Below are 24,872 nucleotides of genomic sequence, written 5' to 3'. Positions count from 1 at the left end.
TGAAGCTCTCGGACCTGCAGCCCTCGCGGCACGGTCCGTGATGCCGGGCGGCACTTGAATAGCAACACTCACCCGCCCGTGCAGGGTTGATATTTTGGTATAGTCGTTCCAGAATCATTCCTGGATGCGACATGGCAAGACCCCTCGAATTTGACCGAAATCACGCGCTCAGCTGTGCCGTCGACGCGTTCTGGCGGGACGGTTACGCGTCCCTTTCTGCAAACGACCTGGCGGCTGACATGGGCGTGGCCAAGTCGTCCATGTACAACACCTTCGGGTCAAAGCGGGACCTTCTGGTTGAGGCAGTTACGTGTTACGCAAGCTCACGAACCGCCGCTGTCCGTGCCACGCTGCGTGGTGGAAACACGCGCGCGAAGCTGCGTGCGATGCTCCTCGACATCGTCAATGACAATGACGGCGGACGAGGCTGCCTGCTTGTCAATACCGCAGCCGAACTGGGGCTGCACGACGAAGGTGTAAGGCAACTGGTTAAAGCAGGATTCGAGGGCATGATGGGCAGCTTCGAGGAGGTCATCCGGCTCGGGCAGGCACGCGGAGACATTGATTTGGAGGTCGACGCCGCGAAACAGGCCGTGACGCTCGTTGCCGGCATTGCCGGGCTGCGGGTCATGGCAAAGAGCGGCTTCACCAAAAAGCAGCTTGCGCCCTTCGTGGAGACTTTGCTCGCGGGCCTGACGCCCTGAATTTTTTCTCTGTTTTGGACCGAATGGCTCAAAATCAGGGGTCTGAAGCTTGTCATTTTCAGAGGAGTTCACTTGAACGATACCGCAAACCTTTCTCTCCCACGCGTGACCGAAGATACTCCCGATGCCCGCGCACGGGAAGTCCTTGAGGCGGCCCGCGCGGCGACCGGGGGCATTCCGAACATGTACGCGGGTATGGCCAATCTGCCGGCGTTGCTCGATACGTATCTGCACGGCTATCAGCTCTTCCGGAAAGAATCGACGCTCACCCCCGCCGAGCAGGAACTGGTTCTTCTCGTCATTTCACGCGCTAATGAATGCACCTACTGTGTTGCTGCGCATAGCTGGATTGCGGATAAGGTATCGAAGACTCCGCATCAGGCTATCCAGGCAGTGCGCGACGACGAAGAAATTGAGGACCCGAAGCTTCAGGCGCTCGCCGAATTCACACGGACGATGGTCGTATCGCGAGGGAATCCGACGCAAGCCGAGTTGAGAGCGTTCGTCAGCGCGGGTTACACCACGAAAAATGTGCTGGAAATCATCCTGGCCCTGGGCGTCAAAACCATCAGCAACTATTCGAATCATCTGCTCCACACAGAGGTTGATGCGAAGTTCGAGAGTGCGGCCTGGGCGCCCAAGGCATAGCCTGAGGCCGGACTGGTTGCCGAGCCAGCGCCGGGAAATTCCGTTGAAGCGCAGGGAGGAACAAGTGCTGGACGAGTTTCGCCTGCAGCTTCAGGGCAGGCGAAAGTTCCGGACGCAGACGAAAGCGCAAACTCGCACCTGACGAAAGCGCTGCATCGACTGATGTCATCGATTATTGGTTCGCCTTTCCACCCGCGAGAACTCGACGCCAACCGGAGCCATTTCGCTGACCATGCAGCGCGGCGTCCTCAACGCAAACGGTCGCCCGTCACCAGTGGCGGTGGTGTTCCCAGCCCCTGCGCCAACCACCGCCATGCCAATGGCCATAGCCGTAGACGACCGGCGCCCCCCAATACGCAACGGGCGGCCCCCAATACACGACTGGTGGTGGATAGGACGGGTAGACATAGGTACCCGGCGGCGCATAGGGTGCATAGTAGGGTTGGTAGATTACTGACGGTGGTGGTGCAGGAACCGGCGCCGGAACACCGAGACCGTAATAGACACCCACATTGGCTTGGGCCAAAGCTGACGCGGGTACGCAGACGGCCGCAGCGATTGCCAGAAGCAGCGAGATTGCGTACTTCATGATGTGACTTCCCGTCGGTTTGCCAATTCGGCTCAGCCCGACTACTAGACGGCTATATGAAGCATAGTCGCTCGACCCACCGGCAAATGAAACGGTCCGCGCTCATCTGTAACGGTCGGTAACGCGCCGATTCTCGCGGCGTTTCGTTAGCTATTGGGAAGATGTCCCGGTGAGTCAAGCTTTGTCATGCCACGGCGGTCGTTTCATGAGACCATGAAATGGTGACAGCGAGGATGTCTGGGTGACTCGCAACACACCTGTTCCGCACACGGGCAGCCAGAAAATCAAGCGCTGCCGACGCGACCGTCGGTACGAAGCGCTACAACCAGGCAGGTCGACTCACGCAATTGGCGCAATCGTGTAAAAGCGCAAGCCGTCCACAATTCGAAACGATATTCGCGCTCCTCGATATAGTGCCGGGATTTCGCGGCCGTCTGAAGCAGATGCGATGCGCCCACGCGCCAACTACTTTCGAGCCAGCCGTTCAGACGAGGTGTCCCGATGACGACAACTTCCGGTACGCAGGCTGGATGACGACGACAAGCGCCCGAGGCACTGGTGACGCTGGCCGACGATCACGAACTGCCACTTTGCAAGGGAGGGAGCCTTGTCATGATGCAACAATGCGACGGTGCGTGTGGAATGTATGTTGGTAATGCTGCGGGAGGGGCATGCAGACTTAGCTTTCTACGGAACGGTTACGGCAACAGTTGCCGATGGAATTCTTCGGCTGACAAAGGTCGGACGGAACCGGGTAGAAATCGCGGGGCGGAAGTATTACTACGTTCGAAGCTTTACACACTTCGAGGACCGGGGCGCGGTGGTATTTGCTCCGTCATGGACTTCGGAAAAGCAGACCGGATGCATACCCGGGTGCTCATAGCGGAGCCGGGGTATGCGGGCGGCGGGCCAACATGCACCGTAATCACGTTCGACAGGGCGGCAATATGGCGGTGACCTCCAGTTCGGGTAATGGAACCCAACACGAGACGCCGGAGTCACTGCTGACCCTGGCTGAGTATCTCGAACTCTCGCTCGATATGGGCGGAAGTCTCATCATGATGAGACCTCGTGCCCAGACATGTGCGATGTACATCGGAGACCCGGTTGGCTCGCATGACGATTTGCGCAGCTTTGGGACGATTGAGGCAGTACTGGCCGATGAGATTCTCCGGTTGACACACGCGGGAATCAACTTTCTGGAAATTGATGGGCACCCATATCGCTTTGTCCGAAGCTTCACGCACATCGACGGCCGTGGTGCTATTGTGTTTGCTCCAGCATAGCGCTTTTGATTCTGCCAGATGCTACGGCTTTCCGGGGGCTCACGAACGGTCTTTGCCGGCCGTCCGCAGAGCGTGGCATGGGACCCTGATGATGCGGGAGGCCTAATCAGGGCGCTCCGGAGGGGCGCCGCCAACCCATAAAAAGAGTCCCATCCAATAGTTGGCTTTAATGTCTTAATGGACTCTTCGAACTATGAGGAAGTTTTTCGAGAGGACGTTTTAGATATGTCCTGTGACGAAGCACGAAGCTTTTATCGGCCCGTCTTCTTCTCGATGCCTTCTCGCGGTTTCCGCTTCTTCTTCAGTGTCGAAATCATCGAGCACACCGGACGTTTCGATGACCCTGTTGTCCTTGGTGATTGTGCCGCTCGCCGCGTACTTCTCGGCCGGCAGGATATCTTTCTGCTGCAGGATGGCGTGGCCCCAGAGGACATAACCTTTGTGCTTCTCGCTTCGCATCAGTGTTCGACCTCTACGCATGCTTTTCCGCCACCGACCCGAAGCACGTTGCCTTCGGGAGTTATCTGCCTTGGAATGTCGTCAAACCGTTCGCACGGCGATGCGGTGGTGGCTCGCGGTCTGGCTGGGCGTGTGGCATGCCGCGCGCTTCTGGGGGATTCCACACCTCCCTGTAGTGCTCGCCGGCGAATACCGGGGACGCCATGACCATGGCGACGAGGCCGCAAATCACTGGTTTCATCACTTCTCCGCGTTATTTCTGTAGCCGTTGGGAACGGCGCGTCTCCTGTCCAACGCAACTGCCGTCGCAGCCCCGGCAATAGTGCCCGTCGCGTATGGAATCAGCGACCCGCCAGATGACCGGGCTCGGCGACGCCGTGCCAACTGCTCGGCCAATTTCGCATGCATAAAGCGATGGCTCGCCGGATGTCCCGCGGCTGTAGGCTTCGTAGACGGTCACGTCGCCAAGGAAGGCCAAGCCAGTTGGAGCGTTGGAGCTGCGGGTTGAGCGGTTGAGCTTACACTTCAGCGCGTCTTGCCGCTTCATCTTGTCGTTGTCTCCCGGAGTCGAGCTCAGGTACGGCGTTTGCAAGGATTTCTTGCGGCTGCGCAGCAGAAGTTGTAGGGTTTGCTTTCCCTTGCCATAAAAGGGTAAGGCGTCTACAGTCAAAGTATCTTATGAAGATTATCACGCAGCGCGACAAAAGGAGGAGAAATGGGCCTCAAAACGCGCCGCCTCGTTCGCGCACAGTCCGCCTATCGGCATGCGCAGAGGTGTAAGACGCTGCGTGCGGCCGGCACCATCCGGTTGTTTCGGCTCGCGGCCGACGAAGCGGTGGCCGATGCGCCCACCGACTACACGGTCGACGACGAAGAGACACGGAATTCGGGCACGGAAATCTACTTTCTACCCTTGCCTAAGGCCGATACGTTCAACTGAGCTAGCTGCCGGATACCTGCTCTCGGCGGCCGCGGCTGCGCAGAACATGTTTCACGAGGGCAAATCAGAATGTTGGAAGCAGCGTTGGACAATGTGCACGAGGCGTTGATGGGTTTTGCAGTCCACCACGACGCGCTCTTTTCGCTCTTGCTAGTCGCTCCTGCCGCCGTCGCCTACTTTTTCGCATATGTAATCGTCCGCTACCGTATGCGCCCTGTCCGTGCCTTCACGCACGGGCGCGCAGCCGTGTCTACTGGGCTCTTCGCGTTTTTCCTTATGGCCGGTGACCAGTACGCATTGCCGCGTGTTCTGCGCGCACTCTCGTTCGACGCGATGTGCGCCGCCATTCCGCTCATAACGCTGGTCCTTGGTGCGTGCTGGGGTGTATTCATGGCAAGTTTAATGGCTTGGTGGCGTACGCGCCCGGTCGCCCACTGAACCTCAGCGCACTTGATGTCGCGGCCCGTCTGTTGGGTTAGCAGCCGTCTTGCAAGACAGAGGGCGAAATTATGTCGCGACGATGCACTCAGGCCCGTATCGCTGCCTCATGCTGCTCTAACGTCACGCGTGTAGGCAGCCCTTCCGAGTCTCCGATGACCTGGATAACGGTGCTTACCAAACCCAAGTGACCTCACCGAGGCATGAAGCACCCTCACTTCGCTGGCGCGACGTTTTGCGCGGCGCCCGGCGGCGGCGAATCACACGCGAAACTTTGAGCCGTGAGCGCGTCGGAATACACGGTCCAGCCGGCCACATCGGTCGCGAGCGCGCGGATTGGCCGTTCGACCGTCCGGTCGCCGCGGCGGTAGAGACACGGTGGCGAGTAATAGAAATCGAGGAAACCGTATTGGTCCGCCGGCGGCGTGCCGGGCACGGTGAAGACGATGTCCAGCGTGGAGCCCGGGAGGCCGGCAACGCGGAGCACTACAGGACTGTTGGCCGTGAAGCCCACGCCGAAGAACTCGACCCTGTCGGTGACGCCATGGTCCAGCGCCGTGCCGAAATATTCCCGCGCGTAAATCCTGGCGCCCTGAGGTGGGTTCTTGGGTGGATTTTTGGGCGGGTTCGCGCAGGCTGCGCAGAGCGCGGACAGGACGAACGCGGCACCGGTCGCGCGCAATTTCCGAACCATGGCGCTCACGACCACCGCTTTCACGAACTGTCTCACTGGCCGCCTATCAGCCGGCGCAGCCATGAACCGCGAGGCGCGCGGGTGGCGTTCTTGTAGGCCTCCCACAACCTGGGCGATGGCCAGGTCGACGCCCGCGGAAGCAACTCCAGCATATCCGCCCGTATATGAGGTGCGTCACATAGCGCCCACTGCTCCGCGAAATCACCGAACCATTCGTCCATCGTGTAGGTGTCGTCGTATCCGCGCAGGTTGACGGTTCCGGTGTAGCCGTCGCGGACCAGGTCCAGGACGTTGGGCAGTTCGTTGAGCGTCTGCTGGTAAGCACTCTCGAGGTCGAGCACCGGCCAGCGCTCCTGGATTGGATAGCTTGCACAGAGCGCGCGCACCCGCGCGTCGACGCTCGCACGCACCGCTGGCGTGTCAACGCGTGGATTGATTTTCTGCTCGCGCAGTGCTGCGAAGAACTCCTGGACTGTCAACCGGTCGGCCATCGGCTGCCCCTCTCGGTCAAACGGCGACGATGTGTTCGTAGAACCAGTCATTGAATGCGTCGAAGCCCTGCACGGTCAACCCGAGCCGATGCGCATTCTCGCAGGCCCGAACCAGCATCCAGCACGCAGCCTCCTCGAGGTCGGCCTCGAAGTCCGGCGCACTGGTTTTGTCAAAGTAGCACAATGCGCTGCTAACCCGGTTCTCGGCATCCGTGAAGGCGCCCTTGTCCAGCGACTTGCCATGCAGTTCCGTATGCACCAGGTCGGTCGCCTCGAATTTCCAATCCAGGACCGCCGGCTTGCCGGATTGCCTTAATGCCTGGCCCAGTACACGTTCGGCCGCGCTGGCCAGGGTGATGGCCGATGCGAAGCGATGGCGTTCCAGGAACGCGTCGAGCGCCATCTCCAGCTGCTCGCGCGCGAGGTCGACGTGATTGCAGGTTTGCGAGGTCATGCTCAAGCTCCCTGACGGATATGGAAGTTCCAGTCTACTGCGGCTGCGACTTGCCGAGGAAGCCTGACGGCCCTGTAGCCACACCGACCGCGCCGGAGGTACTACGGCTCGGCTCGTTTCTAGAACGACGGGCGGTGATGGATACCGGAACGCGTTTACCAGCAGAGGAAGCGGCCGCGTTCGTCAGACGCTGAACGTCATTGCCGACAATAATTAGCGTTACTTACTTGGACTCCACGTTCATCGAGTACCGACCGTTTCTTGTGTGCCCGGGGTTGCCAATGACCTACAACGAAAAAAAACCGACTCGCTCGAGTCGGGTGAGGGGTGAGGCGTCTGTTACTGGTTCGCGGGAGCGGCGAGCGCGTCGTCAATCCAGCGGTCGAGCGTCGGTCCGCTGCGGATGTACTGGTTGTCGGCTGTCGCTACATGCAGTCCGGCATCGTGCTTGATGGGCTGCCCGTAGCCGCCGTTCTCGCGCAACCATGTCGCGACGGCTTTGGGGTCGTCGGATGCGAATCGGCACTTTGGAAACATGAAGTGCTCTTCGATGACGCGGAACTTGCCCTCCGGTGTCGGAGCGTGACGTTTCAGGGTTGGAAACATGAGATTCTCCTTGTTTCCTGGAATTATTGTGATTCAAGTATAGGCGTGCCGCTTCGGCCGCGCGCCGGCGACCTCGTGACTGAGACACATGAAAATGCCCGGCTACCCGCGTAGGCGGGCCAGTACGACTCCGGAGGGGCGCGCCTAGCTGATACCGAGCATCGAAGTCGTCATCGTCGCTTCAGCGACCTTTCCTGGTGCATGGAACCGGCGCAGAAATTGAAGGGAGGCGCGGCAGCAGGCTCATCGGCGCGCTGCCGCCGCCCAATTTCGTGCGCATCGAGTGCTTGCGTGTCCACTTGCATCGGCTGGATGTTGGTTTGGCAGCAAGGGCGCTGTTGTGTTCGCGTCCGTTTAGAACTGGGTCCGTGTGCGCCCTAACCGTGGTTATCAACCCATGCGCGACACCACGCAAGACCGGCCAGCGCCGCTTCATCATCGGTACCGAAGGCCCCGAGTACGCCCGATACCGCAATCACTTTAGTGTCCCGCGTTATTGTGCCGCTTCCTACGAACTGCTCCGGTCGCAGGATGTCCTCTTGTTGCAAAATCGCATGCCCCCAGAGCGTGTATTCGCGGCATCTTTCAGTTCGCATCAGTTCTCTCGCCGGGTGCCTACTGCTTGAGCCGCCTGGTGTCAATTCCGGCCATCGTCAATGCAGTATCAATCAACTTGAGTTCCTGAGCAAAATCGAGTGCCCATTCTTCGTCGTCGGACCGTACGGTCATGCCGTTGTGTACCGCAATCGCGTATCGCGCTCGGTAAAGTGCATCAACAAGCTTCGACTCTCTTTCCGCTTCTCGGACCCACTCGTCCGCTGCCATGATGAAATCTCCTTGGGTGAAACGGGCCCATCAACTTGTCGTGTTCAGGCGAATGCATCACCTGTCGCTCGAGCGTCGATGTCGATTGGCCTGATTGCGTGTCGCGCCCGGCCGTGCGGGCTCATCAACGCCGACCTGGGCTGAACGGTGACCGTGAGTTCGCCTTCGAACCTTGGCCCTTTACGTTTGACGATGTCCACGCACACGCCTTCTTCTGCTGAGCGCGCGGCAATTCTCAGTTCAGCAGGCGAGGCGTCCGAGCTTGCATGCATGGGACGAAAAACGAAAAACAAGGAGGTGCTCGAACGGGCTGCCAACAGCAGCCGCCTGAGCGCATCCGCACGCGCATGCGTTTGCCACAGCAAGACGGCACCGCAAGTGCCTGCTTTTAGAATCTGCTCGGTCGACCACAGCTGGTCGCTCGTCTTCTTCGCGCGCGCCAGGACCAACTGGCCTGGAGCAAAGCCCGCATAGACGAGGCCTTGTATTGATGGCTCGCAAGGAGGCTCAACCAGCGCAATCGGCAGATTGAGCGCCCCGAGCGCCGGTGCAATCAGTCGCATCTCTCCTGAGCCTGGGTGCTGCGCCAGGATTTCGACGAGCGCGCCGACGGGCCAGCCGCCTCCTGGCAGTTCATGCGACAAAGCCGGATACCCCGTTTCGACTGTGGACAGCCGACCGTGCGCGAGCTGCGACGCCCGCCAAAGCGAAGGATGGATGGACTCCGGTAATCCGGGCCTGAGCATTCATGGTGCTCGAAAATACTGTATGGATGTACAGTATAGCCCGGTTCGAGACAGGTATGACGGAGCGAAAGGAGGCCCGAATGTGCACAAGCTACGAAGCCAATCCTGAGGCTGGCGCTTCGCCCGTCGGCCAACGGCATGATTCGAGATAGTGAAGCGACGTGGACCGGTCGCCAGCGAGGCGATTTCGGTACCGCTGCTGCCGACGCCTGCATTACTTTCCAACCGGTGACGGCCAGCGCGTCAAGCGCTCACCGATGTGGGTCAAGGACCGAGGTCGGTTGAGCCGCTGCACGCGTCACCATAGACTTGCAACAGCGGCCAGTCGGGCCAGCACGAGATACAGGGAGAGCATCCATGTGTTATTCCGCGCAAATCAAGGCCGACTACAAACGATATGTGCGTATGTTCGGTGCGCATATGGACATTCGCGAGTTCGCGCGCCTTTATTGGGAACGTGCCGAAGGGCGGTTGAAGGCGAAGATTCCCAAGGCGATGGATGATTCGTTCGCCGCGCCCCAGTCAGAAGAGGAGCGCAAAATCAGGCGACTCATCGACCAGTACAACACAAGCCAGGCGAAAACACTCGAGGAAGAACTGTTCAAGCAGCGTGCGCGGTTTGTGGCGGCAGAGAGGACGCTGCAAACAAAGACAACGAAAGCCGCGACAGAAAGCAAACGCATTGCGACCGACAAAATCGAAGCGACGCTGCGTCGTCTTGATGACATCAAGCGCACTGAGAGCGCACCGCAAGACTCGCGCATTTTTCCCGGTCACTACGCTCCGGTGCTCATCGTCGAGAATGGACAGCGTGTCATCAAGCCGATGAGGTATCAGTGCCGCATTGCCGGCAAGCCCGCAAATTATGACTTCAAATATCCTGGCACATACAACGCTCGGCGGGATAGCCTGGAAGGGTTTTGGAAGAGCCTTTTTGGCAACTCCCACGGACTGATGCTTGTCGATGCATTCTACGAAAATGTAGCGAGGTCGAAGATGGAAGCGCGGACGCTTGCTGACGGCGAGAAGGATGAAAACGTCGTCCTCGAATTTCGACCGAACGATGAGCGGCAAATGCTTGTGGCGTGTCTGTGGTCAAAGTGGTCGGCGCCCGGTGAGCCGGACCTTTATTCTTTCGCGGCAATCACAGATGAGCCGCCAGCGGAGGTGGCTGAAGCCGGCCACGATAGATGCATCATCCCCATCAAAGAGCAGTATGTCGACGCGTGGCTAAATCCCGACCCAAAGAACCTTGCGACGCAATATGCGATTCTTGATGACAGGGACCGGCCGTACTACCAACATCGGCTAGCAGCCTGAGTCGGAGGTGCTGTCGCGCAAATCGTGGTGCAGCGCACGGCAACTACCGTTCCCGCTCCGTACAAAGCCGCTGTCGTTGTGCCAGAGGACTGCGGGCAAGCGCTACCGTTCCGCAAACACGACAACCAGCGTCAGTATTCCGACGAGACCGGCGCCTGCGCAGACGAGTAGCACAGCTCCTGCAGCACAGTCTTTGGCTGCACCGATTGCAGGATGATGCTCGGGATGCAAGTGGTCGGCCAGTCTCTCGAGGGCTGTGTTGAACAGTTCGGCCGCGAGGACCAGCATGGCCATCGTCAGGCATAGCGCCGAAAACACAAGCGGCGGCCGTAACCAGGCCAATATCACAGGTAATGCGGCCGCGAGCACCGCCTGGATGCGAAAGCTGCGCTGGGTTCGCCAGGTGGCGGCAACACCGGCCAGCGCATCGCCGACGCTTTGCATGAAGCTCCTTTTCGCCATGATTCACTCCGATTCTCTCATCGGCAGGACACTGTGTGGTCCTGCGCGGCCAGCACGTGGAGCGTGATTCAGTCCTAGCACCGAAACGTCTCCCTAGCCGAGACGTTCATTCTGACGCGGGCATTCGCGCGGTGTGACTGATGTTGTCGGTCGAATCGCGGCGATTCGCGTTGACGACAAACAGCTATCCGGCGTTTCCACCGTCGACGTATGCTGAGGCAAGATGGTATGGCGACTCCTCCGGCCTCTTACTTCACGCAACTTAGGAACATTGCGCCCTGGGCGTGCCGTGACTGACGCCTCACGCGAAGCCGGCCGGCAGCAGCACCAGCTGCTCGCGACGGCGCGCCGCATCGAGTTCACCGCCCGTCAACAGTTTTGGCTTGAGCCGCTCGATATCCGCGGCGAGCGCGGCCCGCATCGCGGGGTCGTCGTTCAGGAGGTCCGTGAACTGTGTGTGGCGCTTCCAGATATGCTCGCCGTCTTCGCCCTTCGGTGGCAACGATTCATACCAGCGCGAGAACAGGGCTGGCTCCGCCAGCTCCCGGGCACGGAATTCGAGCGACGGCAGATAAGGCTCAAGTTCGGACCACGGACACAACAGGTCCATCGATTCGACGTCGTAGCAGAACTCGATACGCTCCCCCGACTGGCCATGGAGCGCCTGGTGCCAGGCCGCCCGACGTTGCGACCACTCCTGAGGCGAAATCGCGTAATCCCGGGCGCCACTGGTCCAGAACGCATATCCGGTCGCGATACCCGCGTCTTTGAGCAACCCCAGGATTTCCTGACCGAACGCGCCGGCTACGTAGCCGATGACGCGGTCGAGCAGCTGCGAATGCCAGCACCTGAGGACCACACCAATGTCAACGGCTGGGTCGCGTTCGCCGGCAGCGCGGGCGCGGACCTGCCGCCTGAGAATCGCTTCCCGCACCAGCGAGCCCGGCCTCGCCATCACCATGCCCCGAGAGTGACCGGCCTCGCGCGCCAGCTGGGTTCGGTCGAGCATCGAAACGAGAATGCTCGCATAGGCAGCGAGATAGCGCCTGCGCTGCAACTCTTCGATGCCGTCTTTGACCGCCTCCATCATTGCGGTGACGGCGTGACGCTGTTGCGTCACGAATCTGAACCCCGTATCGACTTTCGTGCTCATGGCTGACTCCGAGAGGGCGGTCCCGCGAAAGGACGAACTCGCCGGAGAAACTGTACGGCCAGGACGGCCGAGTCAATGGCAGGATAAGCGGGTGAAAGACGCGCCATTCCGCGCGATAGTCGACGCCTCGGGACTTCCCAGGAAAGTATTGCCGGTCGACGGCGAAAACAAGGCCTCCGGGGAAAGACGGCGATGGAGGCGGTGCGGTGTAGGTCAGTACGGCACCGTAAGACGTGCTAGGCCTGCTTTAGGCGCAGCACGTGAAGGACTCGTCGCTGCGACGGCTTTATCGGGCGGCGCAGTCGGCCGAAAGTCTATTTCGGGTGCCTGCAACTGTCTGCGGTTGAAGTTCGCTCACATTTTCAGACAATCCGTGACGACAGCGGCCGTCATCCCATCGCGCGGGAAGCAACGCCACGCGGCTACCGTTTACCTCGTAGGGTGAAGGGAGCCAGGAGTGACTGTACATCGATCTGCTGTCCCTGAAGGAGAAGCAGTCGCGCGTGAAGCACCGTATTTTCGAGGACAAGTTTTGCGGTGCTCAGCAGGTACATCGCGTGTATGTCGGAGATTGACATGTCTGCCTCAATCAGATGATGGCGCTCGACGAGTGAACTCATGACGACACGCCTGAGCTCCTGCTCTCCGAATGGCAGGTCCGCGTAATCAATAGGGTCCTCGGCTTCGACTTCTTGCAGCATGTCCACAAGCCTTTCGGTGTTCACTTCCATGTATCCGCTCCTTATGTCATTAAGGACCAGCGTAGCCAAACTGTTCGCGCTGTACTTCCAGCCTAACGTCTGTCATGGCGGGCGGGCTTGACGGTAGCCAACGGGCTACCCGCGAATGGGTCGTTTTGCCAACCGACTTCCTGAAGGGGGCTTTTCGCGCGGTTTGTCTCGCCATTTACCGCGAAGTGTTCGAGGGACTGGCCCGCGCTCATAACCTTTTTCAGCCAATGAGGAATCTCTCCGTTGCCGTCCCATGTCTCGCCTGTGGCGCTTCTATAACGAGCTTCTTTTTGCCGCAACTGGTCTTCTGCAATTGCTGATGCGACGTCGTCGGGCTCAATGCCGAACTCCTTCATTCGCCGGCGGAGATAAGCAACCATGCGTTCCCGTTTCCGTTCATCCATAGTATTTGCCTTGAGCTACGTTCTGGGCTGTGTTGAGGTGGACAAATGCAAGCGCGCAAGCTTTGTGCCTACAAGATATCATTTTCGCTACGCACTGCGTACTGACAAAGCAGGCGGAGTCTTTCAATAATATTTTTCGTCGGCGTCGCGAAACGGCGAGTCGGTGTGTCATAGTGCGGCTACCATCAAAAAAGGGGGAATAATGGCTACGATCGAAAACCTGCAAGCAAAAATCGCAAAGCTGCAGGCGCAGGCCGAATTGATTGCAAGGAACGAATCGTCAACTGTCATCGCAAAGATTCGCGACATTATGGAGCGTTACGGTCTGACGACTGCGGATATCGAAGCGCACCTTGGTGGCAAAAAGCGTGGCCGGGAGGCGGGCGTTAAGGTTGCAGGCAAGCCGGCAACGGGCGCGGCGAAATATCAGGACCTGAAAACGGGCGCAACGTGGACCGGGCATGGCCGCGCGCCGGCTTGGATTGCAAATGCGAAGGACAGAACCAAATTCTTGATTGACGGCAGCAGCAGCCTGGCAGTCAATATCGGGGCTGCGAACAAATCAAAAGCTGCAGCCAAAGCGGCTGGCAAGACAACAGCGAAGGGTAAGTTGCCGCCCAAGTACCGCAATCCGAAGACAGGCGAAACGTGGAGCGGTCATGCGCGCCCGCCCCAGTGGATTGCCGGCGCAAAGGACCGGGCCAAATTTCTGATTGACGGCAGCTCCGCAGTATCGGCGCCTGCCGCCGAGAAGCCGGCAGCGAAAACCGGCGCGTACGTCCGCGGACCCCAGCCGGCCAAATACCTTGACCCGAAAACCGGCGCAACCTGGAGCGGCCGAGGCCCGGCGCCGGCATGGCTCGCTGGCGCCAAAGACCGCGCAAAATTCCTGATTGCAGGTGCGGGCGAGGGTGCGGTGGAGCCGAAAGCTGCTGCAGCCAAGAAGGCACCGGCCTCGGCCAAGAAAACGGCTGCGAAGAAAGCTGCGACGAAAAAGGCAGTCGCCAAGAAAGGTGCTGTGAAAAAAGCCGTGGCGACCGCCAAGAAAGCGCCAGCGAAGAAGGCTGCAGCCAAAAAGGCAGTTGTAAAGAAGGCGGCGAAGAAACCGGTCGCAAAGAAGGCGTCTGTCAGCACCGTCTCGGGCGGCATTGCTCCCGCTACGGCGCCTGAAACCACGAGCGTGACGGCTTCCGCTTGACCGACGTCGGCGTCGAACAGTAACTGGCTGCAAGGATGTCAAGCGCGGCCTGCGCCACGCTTGACTTACTGTGCCCCTCTCGTGCCTCCAGCGGACCGGGCCCTCTTACTGTCTCGCCTCGTACAAGCCAGTGTGAGGCGGGGTGAAATCCTATGTGGCAACCCTCTTCTTGAAGTCATCGAAAGTCTCCCAATCAGGCTCTTGGCTGACAAATATCTCGATGGGATACCTTGGGTGACCCGAAAGTCCGCGATTCAGCCGACTCACGAGGTCTTCCCTTGAGCCAGCATAGTATGCCCACTCTCTGCGACAGTCGCCCGTAGAGACCAACACCAGGCTTGCGAAGCCATCAGCTTCTATCGCAAGCGCGAGTGCATCTTCCAACTCGTCCATCCTTTCACGCTGCTCGATATCGGGCATGCCAGTGCCTGATTCGTATCTCCAAACTAACCTGCAAAGTGTTGGTTGACTCAGTCTCGTCGCGTTATCCACTGAATCTCGAACATAGCGAAAAATGATGGTGCGTCCGCCACTCGGGTTTTCCCAAGTCGCTGTGCTCCATGTCTTCGATGAACCGGATGAACTCATGAGGTGTTCCTCTTCTGACGCTTCGACTTGGTTATGCTGGGTCACATTCGATGCGACGGCGTGGTACGCCGTCGCCCGACAGCCGAATCAGAAGTACGCGTTATTCAAGAGCCACGAGCCATCCTGGTTGATGAACTCATAGAACACAGCCTGGCTCTCGCCGCTCTCCAGGCTATAGTAGACGGTTCGATACTGAAAAGCGTTGAGGGACTTCTGCGTCCAGGAATCCGTGCGCAGGATGCTCAAGCAGTGGTTCTTCGGAGCGTACTTCATGGGCCCCCACGGGCCCGGGATGAACCCATTGCCTATCTGAGCCGACGTGTACATGCTCAGGACGCGAGCATCGTTCCAGTTCTGATAGCAGGCAGCCTTGGACATCACAGCGACCATCATCGGTGAAGCGGAATTAACCATGTTCCGCAGTCCAGCGTCGCGCGACGTAAGCGAAGCGGACACGGCGTTGTTCAGTTGCGTCCGCTGTTCAGCAGAAAGCGACGGCGTAAAGACGGCCGGCGTTCCGTTCGGGGACGGGGCCATAGCTTGGTTGAACTGCGCCAACCCGTTATTCAAGCTTTGCAACGCGGTGCCCGTTTCGGCACATGCTGTCAGAGACAACGCAACCGCTACCACCGACACTCGAAAACTGATGCTCACGCTAGCCCTCGTTATTGTTTGAGAAAACGAGTATGTCCGCGCGGCTCGTGCGCGATATGGGCGCGTTGCGGATCGTCGAGCCGCCCGTCGCCGTCCCCGGCTATGAAATGGCGATGCTTTGGCACGAGCGTTGTCATCGCGATCCGGCGCATCGATGGCTGCGCGAGCACATCGCGCGGTCTGTCTGACACCTCACGGCGTTGCCCCGAATCCCGTCGCGAACGCCCGTACGAGAAAAACTACCGACGCTATGGCATGTTAGCTGCGGTCGCCGCCAAGCCGCCGATGGCTACTTAAAAGCGCTTGTCTTGATGCCGACATAGACTAATGGATCGGCTGATCCGTCGACACGCATCGTTTCGTACATATGACACGCGTTTATTTCGATGCGCGAAACGCCGATCTCTTCCGAATCGACAACGCAAATGTTCTCCGGTGGAGCTCCCCATGAGCGAGCAGATGCTTGACACATTCGACGTCGAACAGATGATTCCGGACTTCACTGCGCCGGCACTGGCGCAGTGCACGCCCGACCCGCAAATCGTCGATGCCGCCGAAATCAACACGCGACACTGGACAAGCCGCGTCGCAGGCCCGTTCAAGCCTGGTTCCGAAATTCACTTGCGCGAAACGTGCCGGATGTTTCGCGAGACGTTCAATCCTTATCGACCGTCGGTGCTGGACTGGCCGAAGCTCGAGCCGGATGCGCTCGAACGGATCGTCTCGCTGCCGATCTGGGACATCGCCGTGCAAACGGAAGGCAAGGCGCGACTGCGTATGGCGGCCTACGCGGCGACCATCGACGAACCCGACATGCGCAGCGCGCTTGCTTTGAACTCGTGGGAAGAAAACCGTCACAAGGAGGTCTTGTCGCGGATGGTTGCCGCGTACGGGATTCCGCTTGCAAGCGAGGCGCTCTATGTATTCCCGAAAGACGCCGAATGGGCTTATCTCGTCACGGGCTATAGCGAATGCATCGACAGCTTTTTCGCATTCGGCCTGTTCAAGGTCGCGCATCGCTCCGGGCTCTTTCCGCCTGAGCTGATCGACACGTTCGAGCCGGTGATGCAGGAAGAATGCCGCCATATTCTTCTGTTTGCGAACTGGGTGGCCTGGCATCGCGCGAAGCTGTCATGGTGGCAGCGCATCCGATTCGAGCTGAAAGTGATGGCCGTATGGGTGTTTCTGGGCTGGGAGCGCATCGGCCTCGCGCGCACGTTCGACGCGGAAGGAAACGAACAGAAGCAGGACAACAACTTCACGGTGAACGGCGCACAGGCCTTATCCGGCGCGGAAATCGACGTGCGTGAGCTGATGATCTTGTGCCTCGAAGAGAACGACGGGCGGTTCTCAGGTTACGACGAGCGCCTGCTGCGTCCGGAAACGATGCCATCGCTCGTGCGCTTCGCTTTGCGCTTCATGCGCGAGAAGAAAGCGAAATGAACAGCGCGCATGTCTTTTCCTTCGAGAAGAACGGCGACGGCTTTGTGCTCGACGGCAAGCCTTTCCAGATTCGCAGCGGGGAAATGCACCCGGCGCGCATTCCCGTCGAATACTGGCGGCATCGTATTCAGATGGCAAAGGCGATAGGGATGAATACCATCGCTCTGTACATCATGTGGAATTACCACGAGCCGAGCGAGGGTGCATTCGACTTTCAAACCGGCAACCGCGATATCGAGGCGTTCATTCGCCTCTGCCAGATCGAAGGCATGTGGGTGCTGCTCAGGCCTGGCCCATATGTCTGCGCCGAATGGGATCTCGGCGGCATTCCGTCTTATCTGCTGCGTTATACGGATATCCAGTTGCGGACCGATTCGGCAAGTGATTCGCGCTACATGTCGGCTGTCGCACGTTACATTGGCGAGCTTGTCCCACGCGTCAAGCCGCTAATGGCAATACACGGTGGGCCGATTCTAATGATCCAGATCGAAAACGAATTTGGATCGTATGCGAGCAATGCGGCTTACCTCGAAGAAATCAGGCAGCTTTGGATTCGCGGCGGAATCGAAGGGCCGTTTTATACCGAAGACGGTCTGGTGCAAGTCGAACAGAACCGTACGGATGTCGTCGATGGCGCAATCGCGTTGAGCAATGGCAATGCGGCGCAAATCGAAGCGGCGCGCAAGACGTTTCCCGCAGTTCCCGTGATGGCGGGCGAGGTCTATCCGGGTTGGCTAACGCATTGGGGCGACAACGCGCTGCAAGGCACAGCCGTCGATCTCTCGGCGACGCTCGACGAACTGATGCGAAAGAACTTGTCGTTCAACCTGTATGTGATTCACGGTGGCACGAGCTTTGGCTTCTATGCGGGTGCGAACGTGGATGCCGATACGGGCGAATATCAGCCAGACATTACGAGCTACGATTACTCGGCGCCGATCAGCGAGCAAGGTGTGGCGACCGCGAAGTACATGAAGTATCGCGAGATCGTTTCCAGGTATCTGGCGACGCCATTGCCTGACGTGCCTGAACCCGTCGCGACGCTCGCTACCGATATTCGCTCCTTGATTCCGCAGCGGTTCGCGTCGATCTGGGACAACCTTCCGTCCTCTCTGCCCGCCGGGCAGACCGTCGATCCGCAGCCGTTCGAGATGTACGGTCACGTGTCCGGCTTCGTCGTGTACCGGAAGCGGCTTGAACATTATCGAGGCGGCGTGCTGGATATCGGCGATGTTCACGACTATGCGTGCGTTTTCATCGGCGGCGAATATGTGGGTGGCGCGTCACGCGCGCGCATGCCGCAAGCTCGCGCGCAATCGCTGAATATCATGCATCGCGGGTCTCTTGCGCTTCCATCGTCCGGATCGAATGAGGCAGCGGTACTGGACCTGCTCGTCGAAGGCATGGGTCGTGTGAACTATGGGCACGCGATGATCGACCGCAAAGGGCTTGTCGAGCCTGTTACGTTGCGCGACGAGTCTGGAATGACTGAGGTTTTGACGGGTTGGGAAGTTTTTCTTCTTCCCTTGGACGCTTCGTTTATCGAAGATCTTCGCCCAATATGTTCTGAGCCGAACAGAGCGGGGTTATTCTTCCGCGCGGTGTTGTCGCTGGATACAGTCGGCGACGTGTATCTGGACATGAGCCGATGGACGAAAGGTGTCGTCTGGGTCAATGGATACAACCTCGGACGATACTGGAATATCGGCCCGCAGATGCGGCTCTATTGTCCCGCTCCGTGGCTCAAGCCCGGCGACAACACGATTACCGTCTTCGATCTGCACCAGACGGAAGCGAAGCCGATCGATCTGGCGTCTACGCTGACGTAGGCGCTGCCGGTGAAAATTCGAGCGTCAGTACCTGGAACGGATCGAGTCGAATCGCCTGAGAATGCCCGACGTTCCATAGCAGCGGAAAATTCGCAGGAGGTTCGATAAACGGAAAGAGCGCATTGAATCTGCCCGTAATGCCATACGGCAGTTCGAGATGCTCCCTCAGATCGAGCAAAAAGCTTTGCGCTCGATCACTCGGATTGCGCAGCGTGACGATCGCTTTCGAAAGTGTCCACGCGGCCCAACCGTAAATCTCGAGTTCATCCGGCGCGCCGCCAATCCAATGGGAATCGCGCAGTACATCCGCATTGTCGCGCGCCCATTTGGCGGCCTCTGCGAGAACATCCCAATCGCGTTCCTTTAGCAGCGACGGCGTGACATAAAGCTCTTGCAACTGCGTGCCACTGCCGAAGTAAGAACGCACTTCGCTTGCGAGCGCATGGGCGGGATCGGAATTGAGCCGGGTGTTTTCCTGCGCGTAAATGATCCCGTGAAGCATCAGCGAATTGAGCGGAAAGAGCGGACTCTTGCATACGACATTGCGATAAGTCTGGGCGTCGCGATAGGTGATCCATTGTTCGCGATCCGCGCCCGTACCAGCGAAGCCGTAATCGGCGCCATCACGCCAGATCGAATCGACATAGCGCAGCCAGAATGGCGACGGCAGCGTTCCCGTGGACAGATTGACGAAGACATCGCGCTTCGTACGACGGATATCGTCGATGAGTTCTATCGCGGCATCCCAATCGCTGTTGAAGCGGCTGCCGGGCACGACGACGTTCGCGTTACCTGTGCCGTCGAGCTTGAAGTAATTGACGCCGTGTCGTGTCAGCAGGTCCATCGCGGCTTCGTGAAAGCGCCGATAGTACCTGGGCCCGGACAGTGCGAATCCATCGCCAACAGTCTCGTATCCGGCAGCACGGCCGCGCGTCACGCGTTCTTTGCGAGGCGGACCGTAGCCGCCCCACGGCGACAGCCACACGCCCGGCGCAGCGCCATAGCGCGCGGCGGCATTCTTCAAGGGCACGAAACCGTCGGGAAACGCGCGATTGAATCGCCAGGCGCCGCTGTAGTCGTCCCATCCGTCGTCGAACAGATATGAGTCGAGTTGTACGCCGCGCTTTTCATGCAGTTCATGGCCCACGGCGTGAATGCGTTCTATCGCCTGGTCCTGCGTATAGGCAGTGAGAAAGCCGATGTCGTACCAGGAGTTGTAGTGAAGAAAGGGGCGATAAGGGTGGGCGCGCTCCTGCTCAAGGTACGCGGAGAAATCGCGGCGCAATTGGCCTTCGCGAAACACGCCTGCCACGGCGGAATAAGAGAGAGTCTTCCCTTTGTCGAGAGGCAACTCGCGTGTGACCGTGAAGCTGGCCACGCCGTCGCGGACTTCGCTTTCGGCCATTGGAAGCTCGAAGCCCAGATAGACATTGCCCTCGACGATGGGCACCGCTTCGAGTTCGCCCATCTTTTGTGCGGAGGGCGCGCGCGTCTGCAATAGCGAAACAAAGACGATGCGCTCGTCCTGCACGAGTGCGGTAATCGACAGACACTGCCGCAAATAAGGCGAGTTCTCGCGCTGCTCGATTTCCCATTCGACCCGCAGACGTCGCTGCCTGTCGCAAAGTATGGCGATCACGCGTCGTCCGGCACTGCGCTCTGCTTTTCCTGGTGCGTCGGCATTCGTTATCGGCACTTCTTCGCGCAACGGCTCGATCATCTGCAATTCGTCGATGCCCAGCGTGCGCCCGTCAGCCAGTGCGATCGCAAATGGCGCATCGACCGAAAGTGTTTTCGCATGCGCGCGATCGACGATACGAAATTCGCCGAGAGATCGATTTGCAATCGTCCAGTTGAACGCGATGACCGAATTACCGAAGACGCATTCGCTGCCATTCGACTGAAAGACGGGTGCGCCCGGATGATCGAGTGCAGAGCGATTCGCGAGCATTTGAACCGCCCGTCACTTCACGGTCTGAATGACCTCGAACCCCTCGAATTCGGGATGTCCCAGATAAAGCGCGCGAGCTTCATTCCCGGCGTTCCGATGCGCGGCGCGAAAGGCCTCGGACTGCGTCCATGCCTCGAATGCCGCGCGATTCGCCCAGATCGTGTGGCTCGAATACAGCACGTGATCGTCGCGTTGCGGGCCCTTCAGAAGATGAAACTCGATGAAGCCGGGGACGTCCTTGAGGTGCGTGTCGCGCGTCGTCCACACTTCCTCGAACGTCTTTTCCGAACCCAGCGCCACCTTGAACCGGTTCATTGCAATGAACATGACTTCGCTCCCGAGTAATTGCGATGTTCGGTGAATCGGTTGATTTCCATAAAGAACATCGAAAGTCTACGGACGAAGTATAGGCACAACACAGCACGCGCGTTATCGTCCGCGCGCCCACTGAGCGAACGCGGCACACGCGACCAGCAGCGAGCCGCGATGTCAGAGGGCGGTCATGATCCTGTCTCCCGTCTGCTCTCGTGCAAGAGGATCGCTGTTATCGAAAGTCCGCCATCGACGCCTCTTACGCTTCACCATGCTCATCCGCACCGATCACGAGGTTCTCCGCGCTCTCGTAGCGATAGCGCGGCACGTCGAGATTCTGCGGCGCGGGCTTGTCCTTGAACACGCGACCCGCCAGGTCATAGGTCGAGCCGTGACACGGACAGAGAAATCCGCCCGGCCAGTCGTCGGGCAGATTGGGCTGCGGGCCTGGCTGAAAACGCGGACTCGGCGTGCATCCCAGATGCGTGCAGACGCCCACCACGACGAGCAGGTTCTTGCGTTCCGCGCGCGAACGGTACGCGTTGTTGCAATACGCAGGCAACAGCATCGAGAACGGCCGCTCGCTATGAGGGTCGGCGACGAACGGATCGGCGGCGCGTACAGCGGCCAGCATCGAATCGGTGCGATTGACGATGAAGACGGGCTTGCCGCGCCACCCGACCGTCAGCATGTCGCCGGGCTGAAGGCGACTGATATCGACCGTCACGGGCGCGCCCGCGGCCAGCGCGGACGCGGGCGGCCGGAACGAATCGACGAAGGGCGTCACGATTGCGACGCCTGCAATGCCTCCGGCTACTGTCGTCGCGATCATCCATCGGCGTCGTGCCTCGTCCATTGGCGCGTCGGTGACTGCATTCACGTCACGCTCCCGTTCGCTTGCGCGGTTTGCGTCGTTTGCATCGGCCACAGGAATAGCGTGCGAACATGCGTCGACGGTTTGACATCGACCACGCGCTGCTGCGTCTTGCCTTCATAGCTGACGGTGATCTTGTACCGTCCCTCCGGTAGCGACGCGAGCATGAACGGGCCATGCGATGTGGCCTTCAGCAAGGTCGCGCCGTGCATGTCGGTGATTTCAACGGGGATGTCCGCGAGATATTCGTTACCTTGATGCGTCTTGCCCGCGAATTCGAGCACGAGCGGGTACTTGTGCATTTCGTCCTTGAGCGCGGCCGACTGATCGCTGCCGACGCCCCCCGACAGATACGCAACGTTGCCCTGATGCTGAAGCGGCGGCAGGTCTGGCGTCGCGGCGAACGCGACATTCGCGGACTGCGCAAGCACGAGCGCGATGGCAAGAAGACCTGTTTTGGCGAATGAGTTCATGACGATCTCCATCGTGAAGATAAGCGCGTCGATGACGCGGCATTGCTGTTCGACGCGCGCGATTCGAGCGAGCGGTTCAAACGAATTGCCGCTTGTCGTCGCAGCTTCGTGGCGATTTCAATCTAGGCGGGGCGGATTAAACGAGACTTAAACCGTGTGGAGATGCGCTCGATCACCAGGCGGGAGTTTTGCACTGACAGAAAGCTTTCTTATCGGCTTGATAGAATGGCCCGAAAGGAACAGCACTGGTTTTCTCGACTCATGGACAATCGCAATTGCCCGGCACGCTCGCGTCGTTGCGCTATTCACGCAGCAGCGGCTGAACCTGCAAGAGCCCGCTTCGCGTATACGGCACGCTGATATGGAAAGATCGCATGTCCTGTTGGGCGTTCTCGCATGGGCGTTTTTCATCGGCGCGCTCTCGCTGATGTGGATCACCGTCAATGCGGGTTCGTTCTATTCCCGATACGTGCGCTGGTGCCGCGCGTGCAACATCACGCCGCCGGCCCAAAGCGTCGCGTTCTGGCTGAACTTCGCGGCGAGCGCGATCACGCTGATCGCGGCGTTGTTCTTCGCGGCGATGTATCTCGCGGCCAGCTAGCTTCATCGGCGCCGTGCCATGTGACCGAGCAGTGAACCGTCATTGAACGCCTGATGCAAACACCGTCACGACTCAGTACGCTTCGACAGATACCCAACAGCGTCTGGGTGCTGGGCTGTGTCAGCCTGTTGATGGACATTTCGTCCGAGATCATCCATAGCTTGCTGCCGATGTTCATGATGGCGAGCCTCGGCGCGAGCGCGGCGACGATCGGCATCATCGAGGGTGTTGCCGAGGCGACGGCGCCCGTCGTCAAGGTGTTCTCCGGCGCGCTCAGCGACTATCTCGGCAACCGCAAATGGCTCGCCGTCGCGGGCTACGGGCTCGGCGCGCTGAGCAAGCCGCTGTTCGCGATTGCGCCGACGCTCGGCTTCGTCGTGACCGCCCGCGTGATGGACAGAATCGGCAAAGGCATACGCGGCGCGCCCCGCGATGCGCTCGTCGCCGATGTCACGCCGCCGCATCTGCGCGGCGCCGCGTTCGGGCTGCGGCAGTCGCTCGACACGGTAGGCGCTTTTCTCGGACCGCTGCTCGCCGTCGTCATCATGCTGACGTGGGCAGACGATTTCAGGCTCGCGTTCTGGCTCGCCGTGATTCCCGGTGTGATGGCCGTCGTGCTGCTGACGCTCGGCATCGACGAGCCGTTGCGGCAGGCGGGCGCAAAGCGTGTCAATCCGATTCGCCGCGACAACATCCGTCAACTTGGACGGGCTTACTGGTGGGTCGTCGCCGTCGGCGCCGTGTTCGCGCTCGCTCGTTTCAGCGAGGCGTTTCTCGTGTTGCGCGCGATGAACAGCGGCGTGCCCATTGCGCTCGTACCGCTCGTGATGGTCGCGATGAACGTCGTCTATTCGCTGTCCGCGTATCCGCTCGGCAAGCTCGCCGATTCGACGAGCCATATCCGCTTGCTGATCGTCGGGCTCGCGATTCTCTGCGCAGCCGATGTCGTGCTCGCGCACGCAGTTCACTGGGGCATTCTGCTCGTGGGCGTCGCGTTGTGGGGCCTGCACATGGGCATGACGCAAGGGCTGCTCGCGGCGATGGTGTCGCATAGCGCGCCCGCGCATTTGCGCGGCACGGCATTCGGCATCTTCAATCTGTCGAGCGGGCTCGTGACGCTGATATCGAGTGTGATCGCGGGCGCGTTGTGGGACCGGATCGGCGCGGCTGCTACGTTCTACGCGGGCGCGGCATTCTGCGTGATGACGATCGTGCTGCTCGTGGCCAGTCCCGCGCGGCGTATCGCGCAACTGCGCTAGACGGACGGGCTGCCGTCGTTCGCAGCGCCGATCGAGTGATCTTGCGGCGCCGCGCGGCTTGATGAGCGCGCGACCGCGCGACGACTCGATGCCTGCAAACCGGCTGCGCTTCGAGTCGTGCGCCGGCATCACGGTGAGATGGACGATAATATGGCATGCCAGCCGGCGCGCTTTGACGGATGAAGCGCGCAGCTGGGACGTCGTCCTTTTTCCTCTTTGCCGCCTATGTCAGACCTCAAAATCGACCGCAACGCCAAGACCCTGCGGGAACTCACGCTAGACAAGCTGCGCGGCGCAATCGTGCAAGGCTACTTCCGGCCGGGCGCGCGGCTCGTCGAGCGTACGCTGTGCGACGAACTGGGCGTGAGCCGCACAGTCGTACGCGAAGTGCTCCGGCATCTTGAGACGGAGGGACTCGTCGAGATCGTCGCGCAGAAGGGGCCGATCGTGGCGCGGCTCGATCCCGAGCAGGTCGGCGAGATTTACGAGCTACGCGGACTGCTGGAGGCAAACGCCGCGCGCGCGTGCGCCGAACAATCGACGCCTGAACTCGTCCGGCAATTGCGCGAAATCCGCAAGACCATCGAGGATGCGTTCGTACAGCACGACATGCCGCGCGTGCTCGAATACACCGAGCGCTTCTACGAGGCGATGTTCGAGGGCGCGCAAAAACGTGTGTCGCTGGCCGTCGTCAAGACGCTGAACGCGCGCAGCCGGTTGATGCGCGCGTTCAGCGTCTT

Annotated in this window: 29 protein-coding genes and 1 pseudogene; 13 read left to right on the top strand and 17 right to left on the bottom strand. The window is 59.7% G+C overall.

Going from position 1 to position 24,872, the window contains the following annotated elements; all coding sequences use genetic code 11:
• The first annotated feature begins 131 nt into the window (after positions 1-131).
• From BN2476_RS20540 to BN2476_RS20525, 3 genes are all read left to right on the top strand, one after another.
• On the top strand, positions 132-704 hold the full coding sequence (locus BN2476_RS20540; protein ID WP_087736010.1) for a TetR/AcrR family transcriptional regulator: 573 nt from the start codon (positions 132-134) through the stop codon (positions 702-704).
• A gap of 72 nt (positions 705-776) precedes the next feature.
• On the top strand, positions 777-1,352 hold the full coding sequence (locus BN2476_RS20535; RefSeq protein WP_087736009.1) for a carboxymuconolactone decarboxylase family protein: 576 nt from the start codon (positions 777-779) through the stop codon (positions 1,350-1,352).
• 1,503 nt (positions 1,353-2,855) lie between these two features.
• A complete protein-coding gene (locus BN2476_RS20525) occupies positions 2,856-3,227 on the top strand; it encodes a hypothetical protein (protein ID WP_235850906.1) in 372 nt (123 codons plus the stop codon).
• A 219-nt stretch (positions 3,228-3,446) separates the two neighbouring features.
• Here the strand turns inward: BN2476_RS20525 and BN2476_RS20520 are convergent, their stop codons facing one another.
• A complete protein-coding gene (locus BN2476_RS20520; protein ID WP_087736006.1) occupies positions 3,447-3,686 on the bottom strand; it encodes a hypothetical protein in 240 nt (79 codons plus the stop codon).
• Between the two features lie 715 nt (positions 3,687-4,401).
• Here BN2476_RS20520 and BN2476_RS20505 point away from each other — a divergent pair.
• A complete protein-coding gene (locus BN2476_RS20505; RefSeq protein ID WP_087736005.1) occupies positions 4,402-4,626 on the top strand; it encodes a hypothetical protein in 225 nt (74 codons plus the stop codon).
• Positions 4,627-4,695: 69 nt separating this feature from the next.
• On the top strand, positions 4,696-5,064 hold the full coding sequence (locus BN2476_RS20500) for a hypothetical protein (protein ID WP_087736004.1): 369 nt from the start codon (positions 4,696-4,698) through the stop codon (positions 5,062-5,064).
• Between the two features lie 214 nt (positions 5,065-5,278).
• On the opposite strand, the gene BN2476_RS20495 is transcribed toward BN2476_RS20500, so the two are convergent.
• From BN2476_RS20495 to imuA, 6 genes are all read right to left on the bottom strand, one after another.
• Positions 5,279-5,782: a hypothetical protein gene (locus tag BN2476_RS20495; protein WP_143811013.1), complete on the bottom strand. Its 504-nt coding sequence runs from the start codon at positions 5,780-5,782 to the stop codon at positions 5,279-5,281.
• Positions 5,783-5,790: 8 nt separating this feature from the next.
• The gene (locus BN2476_RS20490; protein ID WP_087736002.1) at positions 5,791-6,249 is read right to left on the bottom strand and encodes a hypothetical protein; all 459 of its coding nucleotides are present in this window, start codon (positions 6,247-6,249) and stop codon (positions 5,791-5,793) included.
• Between the two features lie 16 nt (positions 6,250-6,265).
• Positions 6,266-6,703 (bottom strand): hypothetical protein, encoded by a 438-nt coding sequence (locus BN2476_RS20485; protein ID WP_087736001.1) that lies wholly within the window; start codon positions 6,701-6,703, stop codon positions 6,266-6,268.
• Between the two features lie 339 nt (positions 6,704-7,042).
• Complete coding sequence (locus BN2476_RS20480; RefSeq protein WP_087736000.1) at positions 7,043-7,309, bottom strand: hypothetical protein; 267 nt, start codon at positions 7,307-7,309, stop codon at positions 7,043-7,045.
• Positions 7,310-7,924: 615 nt separating this feature from the next.
• Positions 7,925-8,134 (bottom strand): hypothetical protein, encoded by a 210-nt coding sequence (locus BN2476_RS20470; protein ID WP_087735998.1) that lies wholly within the window; start codon positions 8,132-8,134, stop codon positions 7,925-7,927.
• Between the two features lie 44 nt (positions 8,135-8,178).
• On the bottom strand, positions 8,179-8,880 hold the full coding sequence (gene imuA, locus BN2476_RS20465; RefSeq protein WP_087735997.1) for a translesion DNA synthesis-associated protein ImuA: 702 nt from the start codon (positions 8,878-8,880) through the stop codon (positions 8,179-8,181).
• 357 nt (positions 8,881-9,237) lie between these two features.
• Between imuA and BN2476_RS20460 the strand changes: the two genes are divergently transcribed.
• Positions 9,238-10,200 (top strand): SOS response-associated peptidase family protein, encoded by a 963-nt coding sequence (locus BN2476_RS20460; RefSeq protein WP_087735996.1) that lies wholly within the window; start codon positions 9,238-9,240, stop codon positions 10,198-10,200.
• 102 nt (positions 10,201-10,302) lie between these two features.
• Here the strand turns inward: BN2476_RS20460 and BN2476_RS20455 are convergent, their stop codons facing one another.
• The 4 genes from BN2476_RS20455 to BN2476_RS20440 all read right to left on the bottom strand — a co-directional run bounded on the left by BN2476_RS20455 (position 10,303) and on the right by BN2476_RS20440 (position 12,950).
• Positions 10,303-10,662, bottom strand: coding sequence for a diacylglycerol kinase (locus BN2476_RS20455; RefSeq protein ID WP_087735995.1), 360 nt, complete (start codon positions 10,660-10,662; stop codon positions 10,303-10,305).
• A gap of 301 nt (positions 10,663-10,963) precedes the next feature.
• On the bottom strand, positions 10,964-11,815 hold the full coding sequence (locus BN2476_RS20450; protein WP_087735994.1) for a hypothetical protein: 852 nt from the start codon (positions 11,813-11,815) through the stop codon (positions 10,964-10,966).
• A gap of 422 nt (positions 11,816-12,237) precedes the next feature.
• The gene (locus BN2476_RS20445) at positions 12,238-12,546 is read right to left on the bottom strand and encodes a hypothetical protein (protein WP_087735993.1); all 309 of its coding nucleotides are present in this window, start codon (positions 12,544-12,546) and stop codon (positions 12,238-12,240) included.
• 62 nt (positions 12,547-12,608) lie between these two features.
• Complete coding sequence (locus BN2476_RS20440; RefSeq protein ID WP_087735992.1) at positions 12,609-12,950, bottom strand: H-NS family nucleoid-associated regulatory protein; 342 nt, start codon at positions 12,948-12,950, stop codon at positions 12,609-12,611.
• Positions 12,951-13,152: 202 nt separating this feature from the next.
• On the opposite strand from BN2476_RS20440, the gene BN2476_RS20435 reads away from it, so the two are divergent.
• On the top strand, positions 13,153-14,148 hold the full coding sequence (locus BN2476_RS20435) for an H-NS family nucleoid-associated regulatory protein (protein ID WP_087735991.1): 996 nt from the start codon (positions 13,153-13,155) through the stop codon (positions 14,146-14,148).
• A gap of 150 nt (positions 14,149-14,298) precedes the next feature.
• Here BN2476_RS20435 and BN2476_RS49715 read toward each other — a convergent pair whose 3' ends face one another.
• Entirely contained in the window at positions 14,299-14,736 is a 438-nt protein-coding gene (locus BN2476_RS49715) for a DUF695 domain-containing protein (protein ID WP_143811012.1), read from the bottom strand.
• Positions 14,737-14,823: 87 nt separating this feature from the next.
• Positions 14,824-15,390 carry a hypothetical protein gene (locus BN2476_RS20425; RefSeq protein ID WP_143811011.1) on the bottom strand — a complete coding sequence of 189 codons (567 nt, stop codon included), beginning with the start codon at positions 15,388-15,390 and terminating at the stop codon, positions 14,824-14,826.
• 32 nt (positions 15,391-15,422) lie between these two features.
• On the opposite strand from BN2476_RS20425, the pseudogene BN2476_RS45595 reads away from it, so the two are divergent.
• The 3 genes and pseudogenes from BN2476_RS45595 to BN2476_RS20415 form a co-directional block, all read left to right on the top strand.
• Positions 15,423-15,578: pseudogene (locus tag BN2476_RS45595) on the top strand (LysR family transcriptional regulator); the annotation flags it as partial.
• Positions 15,579-15,837: 259 nt separating this feature from the next.
• On the top strand, positions 15,838-16,833 hold the full coding sequence (locus BN2476_RS20420; protein WP_087735988.1) for a hypothetical protein: 996 nt from the start codon (positions 15,838-15,840) through the stop codon (positions 16,831-16,833).
• Positions 16,830-18,662 (top strand): glycoside hydrolase family 35 protein, encoded by a 1,833-nt coding sequence (locus BN2476_RS20415; RefSeq protein ID WP_087735987.1) that lies wholly within the window; start codon positions 16,830-16,832, stop codon positions 18,660-18,662. Before BN2476_RS20420 ends, BN2476_RS20415 begins: the two co-directional genes overlap by 4 nt.
• Here the strand turns inward: BN2476_RS20415 and BN2476_RS20410 are convergent.
• The 4 genes from BN2476_RS20410 to BN2476_RS20395 form a co-directional block, all read right to left on the bottom strand.
• Positions 18,649-20,613 carry an alpha-galactosidase gene (locus BN2476_RS20410; protein ID WP_087735986.1) on the bottom strand — a complete coding sequence of 655 codons (1,965 nt, stop codon included), beginning with the start codon at positions 20,611-20,613 and terminating at the stop codon, positions 18,649-18,651. The genes BN2476_RS20415 and BN2476_RS20410 overlap by 14 nt on opposite strands.
• A 12-nt stretch (positions 20,614-20,625) precedes the next feature.
• On the bottom strand, positions 20,626-20,940 hold the full coding sequence (hmuQ, locus tag BN2476_RS20405; protein ID WP_087735985.1) for a heme-degrading protein HmuQ: 315 nt from the start codon (positions 20,938-20,940) through the stop codon (positions 20,626-20,628).
• Positions 20,941-21,184: 244 nt separating this feature from the next.
• Entirely contained in the window at positions 21,185-21,781 is a 597-nt protein-coding gene (gene petA / locus BN2476_RS20400; protein ID WP_162497884.1) for a ubiquinol-cytochrome c reductase iron-sulfur subunit, read from the bottom strand.
• A gap of 20 nt (positions 21,782-21,801) precedes the next feature.
• Complete coding sequence (locus BN2476_RS20395) at positions 21,802-22,272, bottom strand: hypothetical protein (protein ID WP_087736034.1); 471 nt, start codon at positions 22,270-22,272, stop codon at positions 21,802-21,804.
• Positions 22,273-22,633: 361 nt separating this feature from the next.
• On the opposite strand from BN2476_RS20395, the gene BN2476_RS20390 reads away from it, so the two are divergent.
• The 3 genes from BN2476_RS20390 to BN2476_RS20380 all read left to right on the top strand — a co-directional run.
• Positions 22,634-22,873 (top strand): hypothetical protein, encoded by a 240-nt coding sequence (locus BN2476_RS20390; RefSeq protein ID WP_087735983.1) that lies wholly within the window; start codon positions 22,634-22,636, stop codon positions 22,871-22,873.
• 53 nt (positions 22,874-22,926) lie between these two features.
• Positions 22,927-24,132, top strand: coding sequence for an MFS transporter (locus tag BN2476_RS20385; protein WP_087735982.1), 1,206 nt, complete (start codon positions 22,927-22,929; stop codon positions 24,130-24,132).
• A 225-nt stretch (positions 24,133-24,357) separates the two neighbouring features.
• Positions 24,358-24,872: GntR family transcriptional regulator (locus BN2476_RS20380; RefSeq protein ID WP_087735981.1), on the top strand; the 515-nt coding region annotated here is incomplete at its 3' end.

The sequence above is a fragment of the Paraburkholderia piptadeniae genome (assembly GCF_900007165.1).
Classification (GTDB): domain Bacteria; phylum Pseudomonadota; class Gammaproteobacteria; order Burkholderiales; family Burkholderiaceae; genus Paraburkholderia; species Paraburkholderia piptadeniae.
The sequence above is the reverse complement of the archived record's forward strand: the minus strand, read 5'-3'. Positions and strand labels throughout refer to the sequence as shown.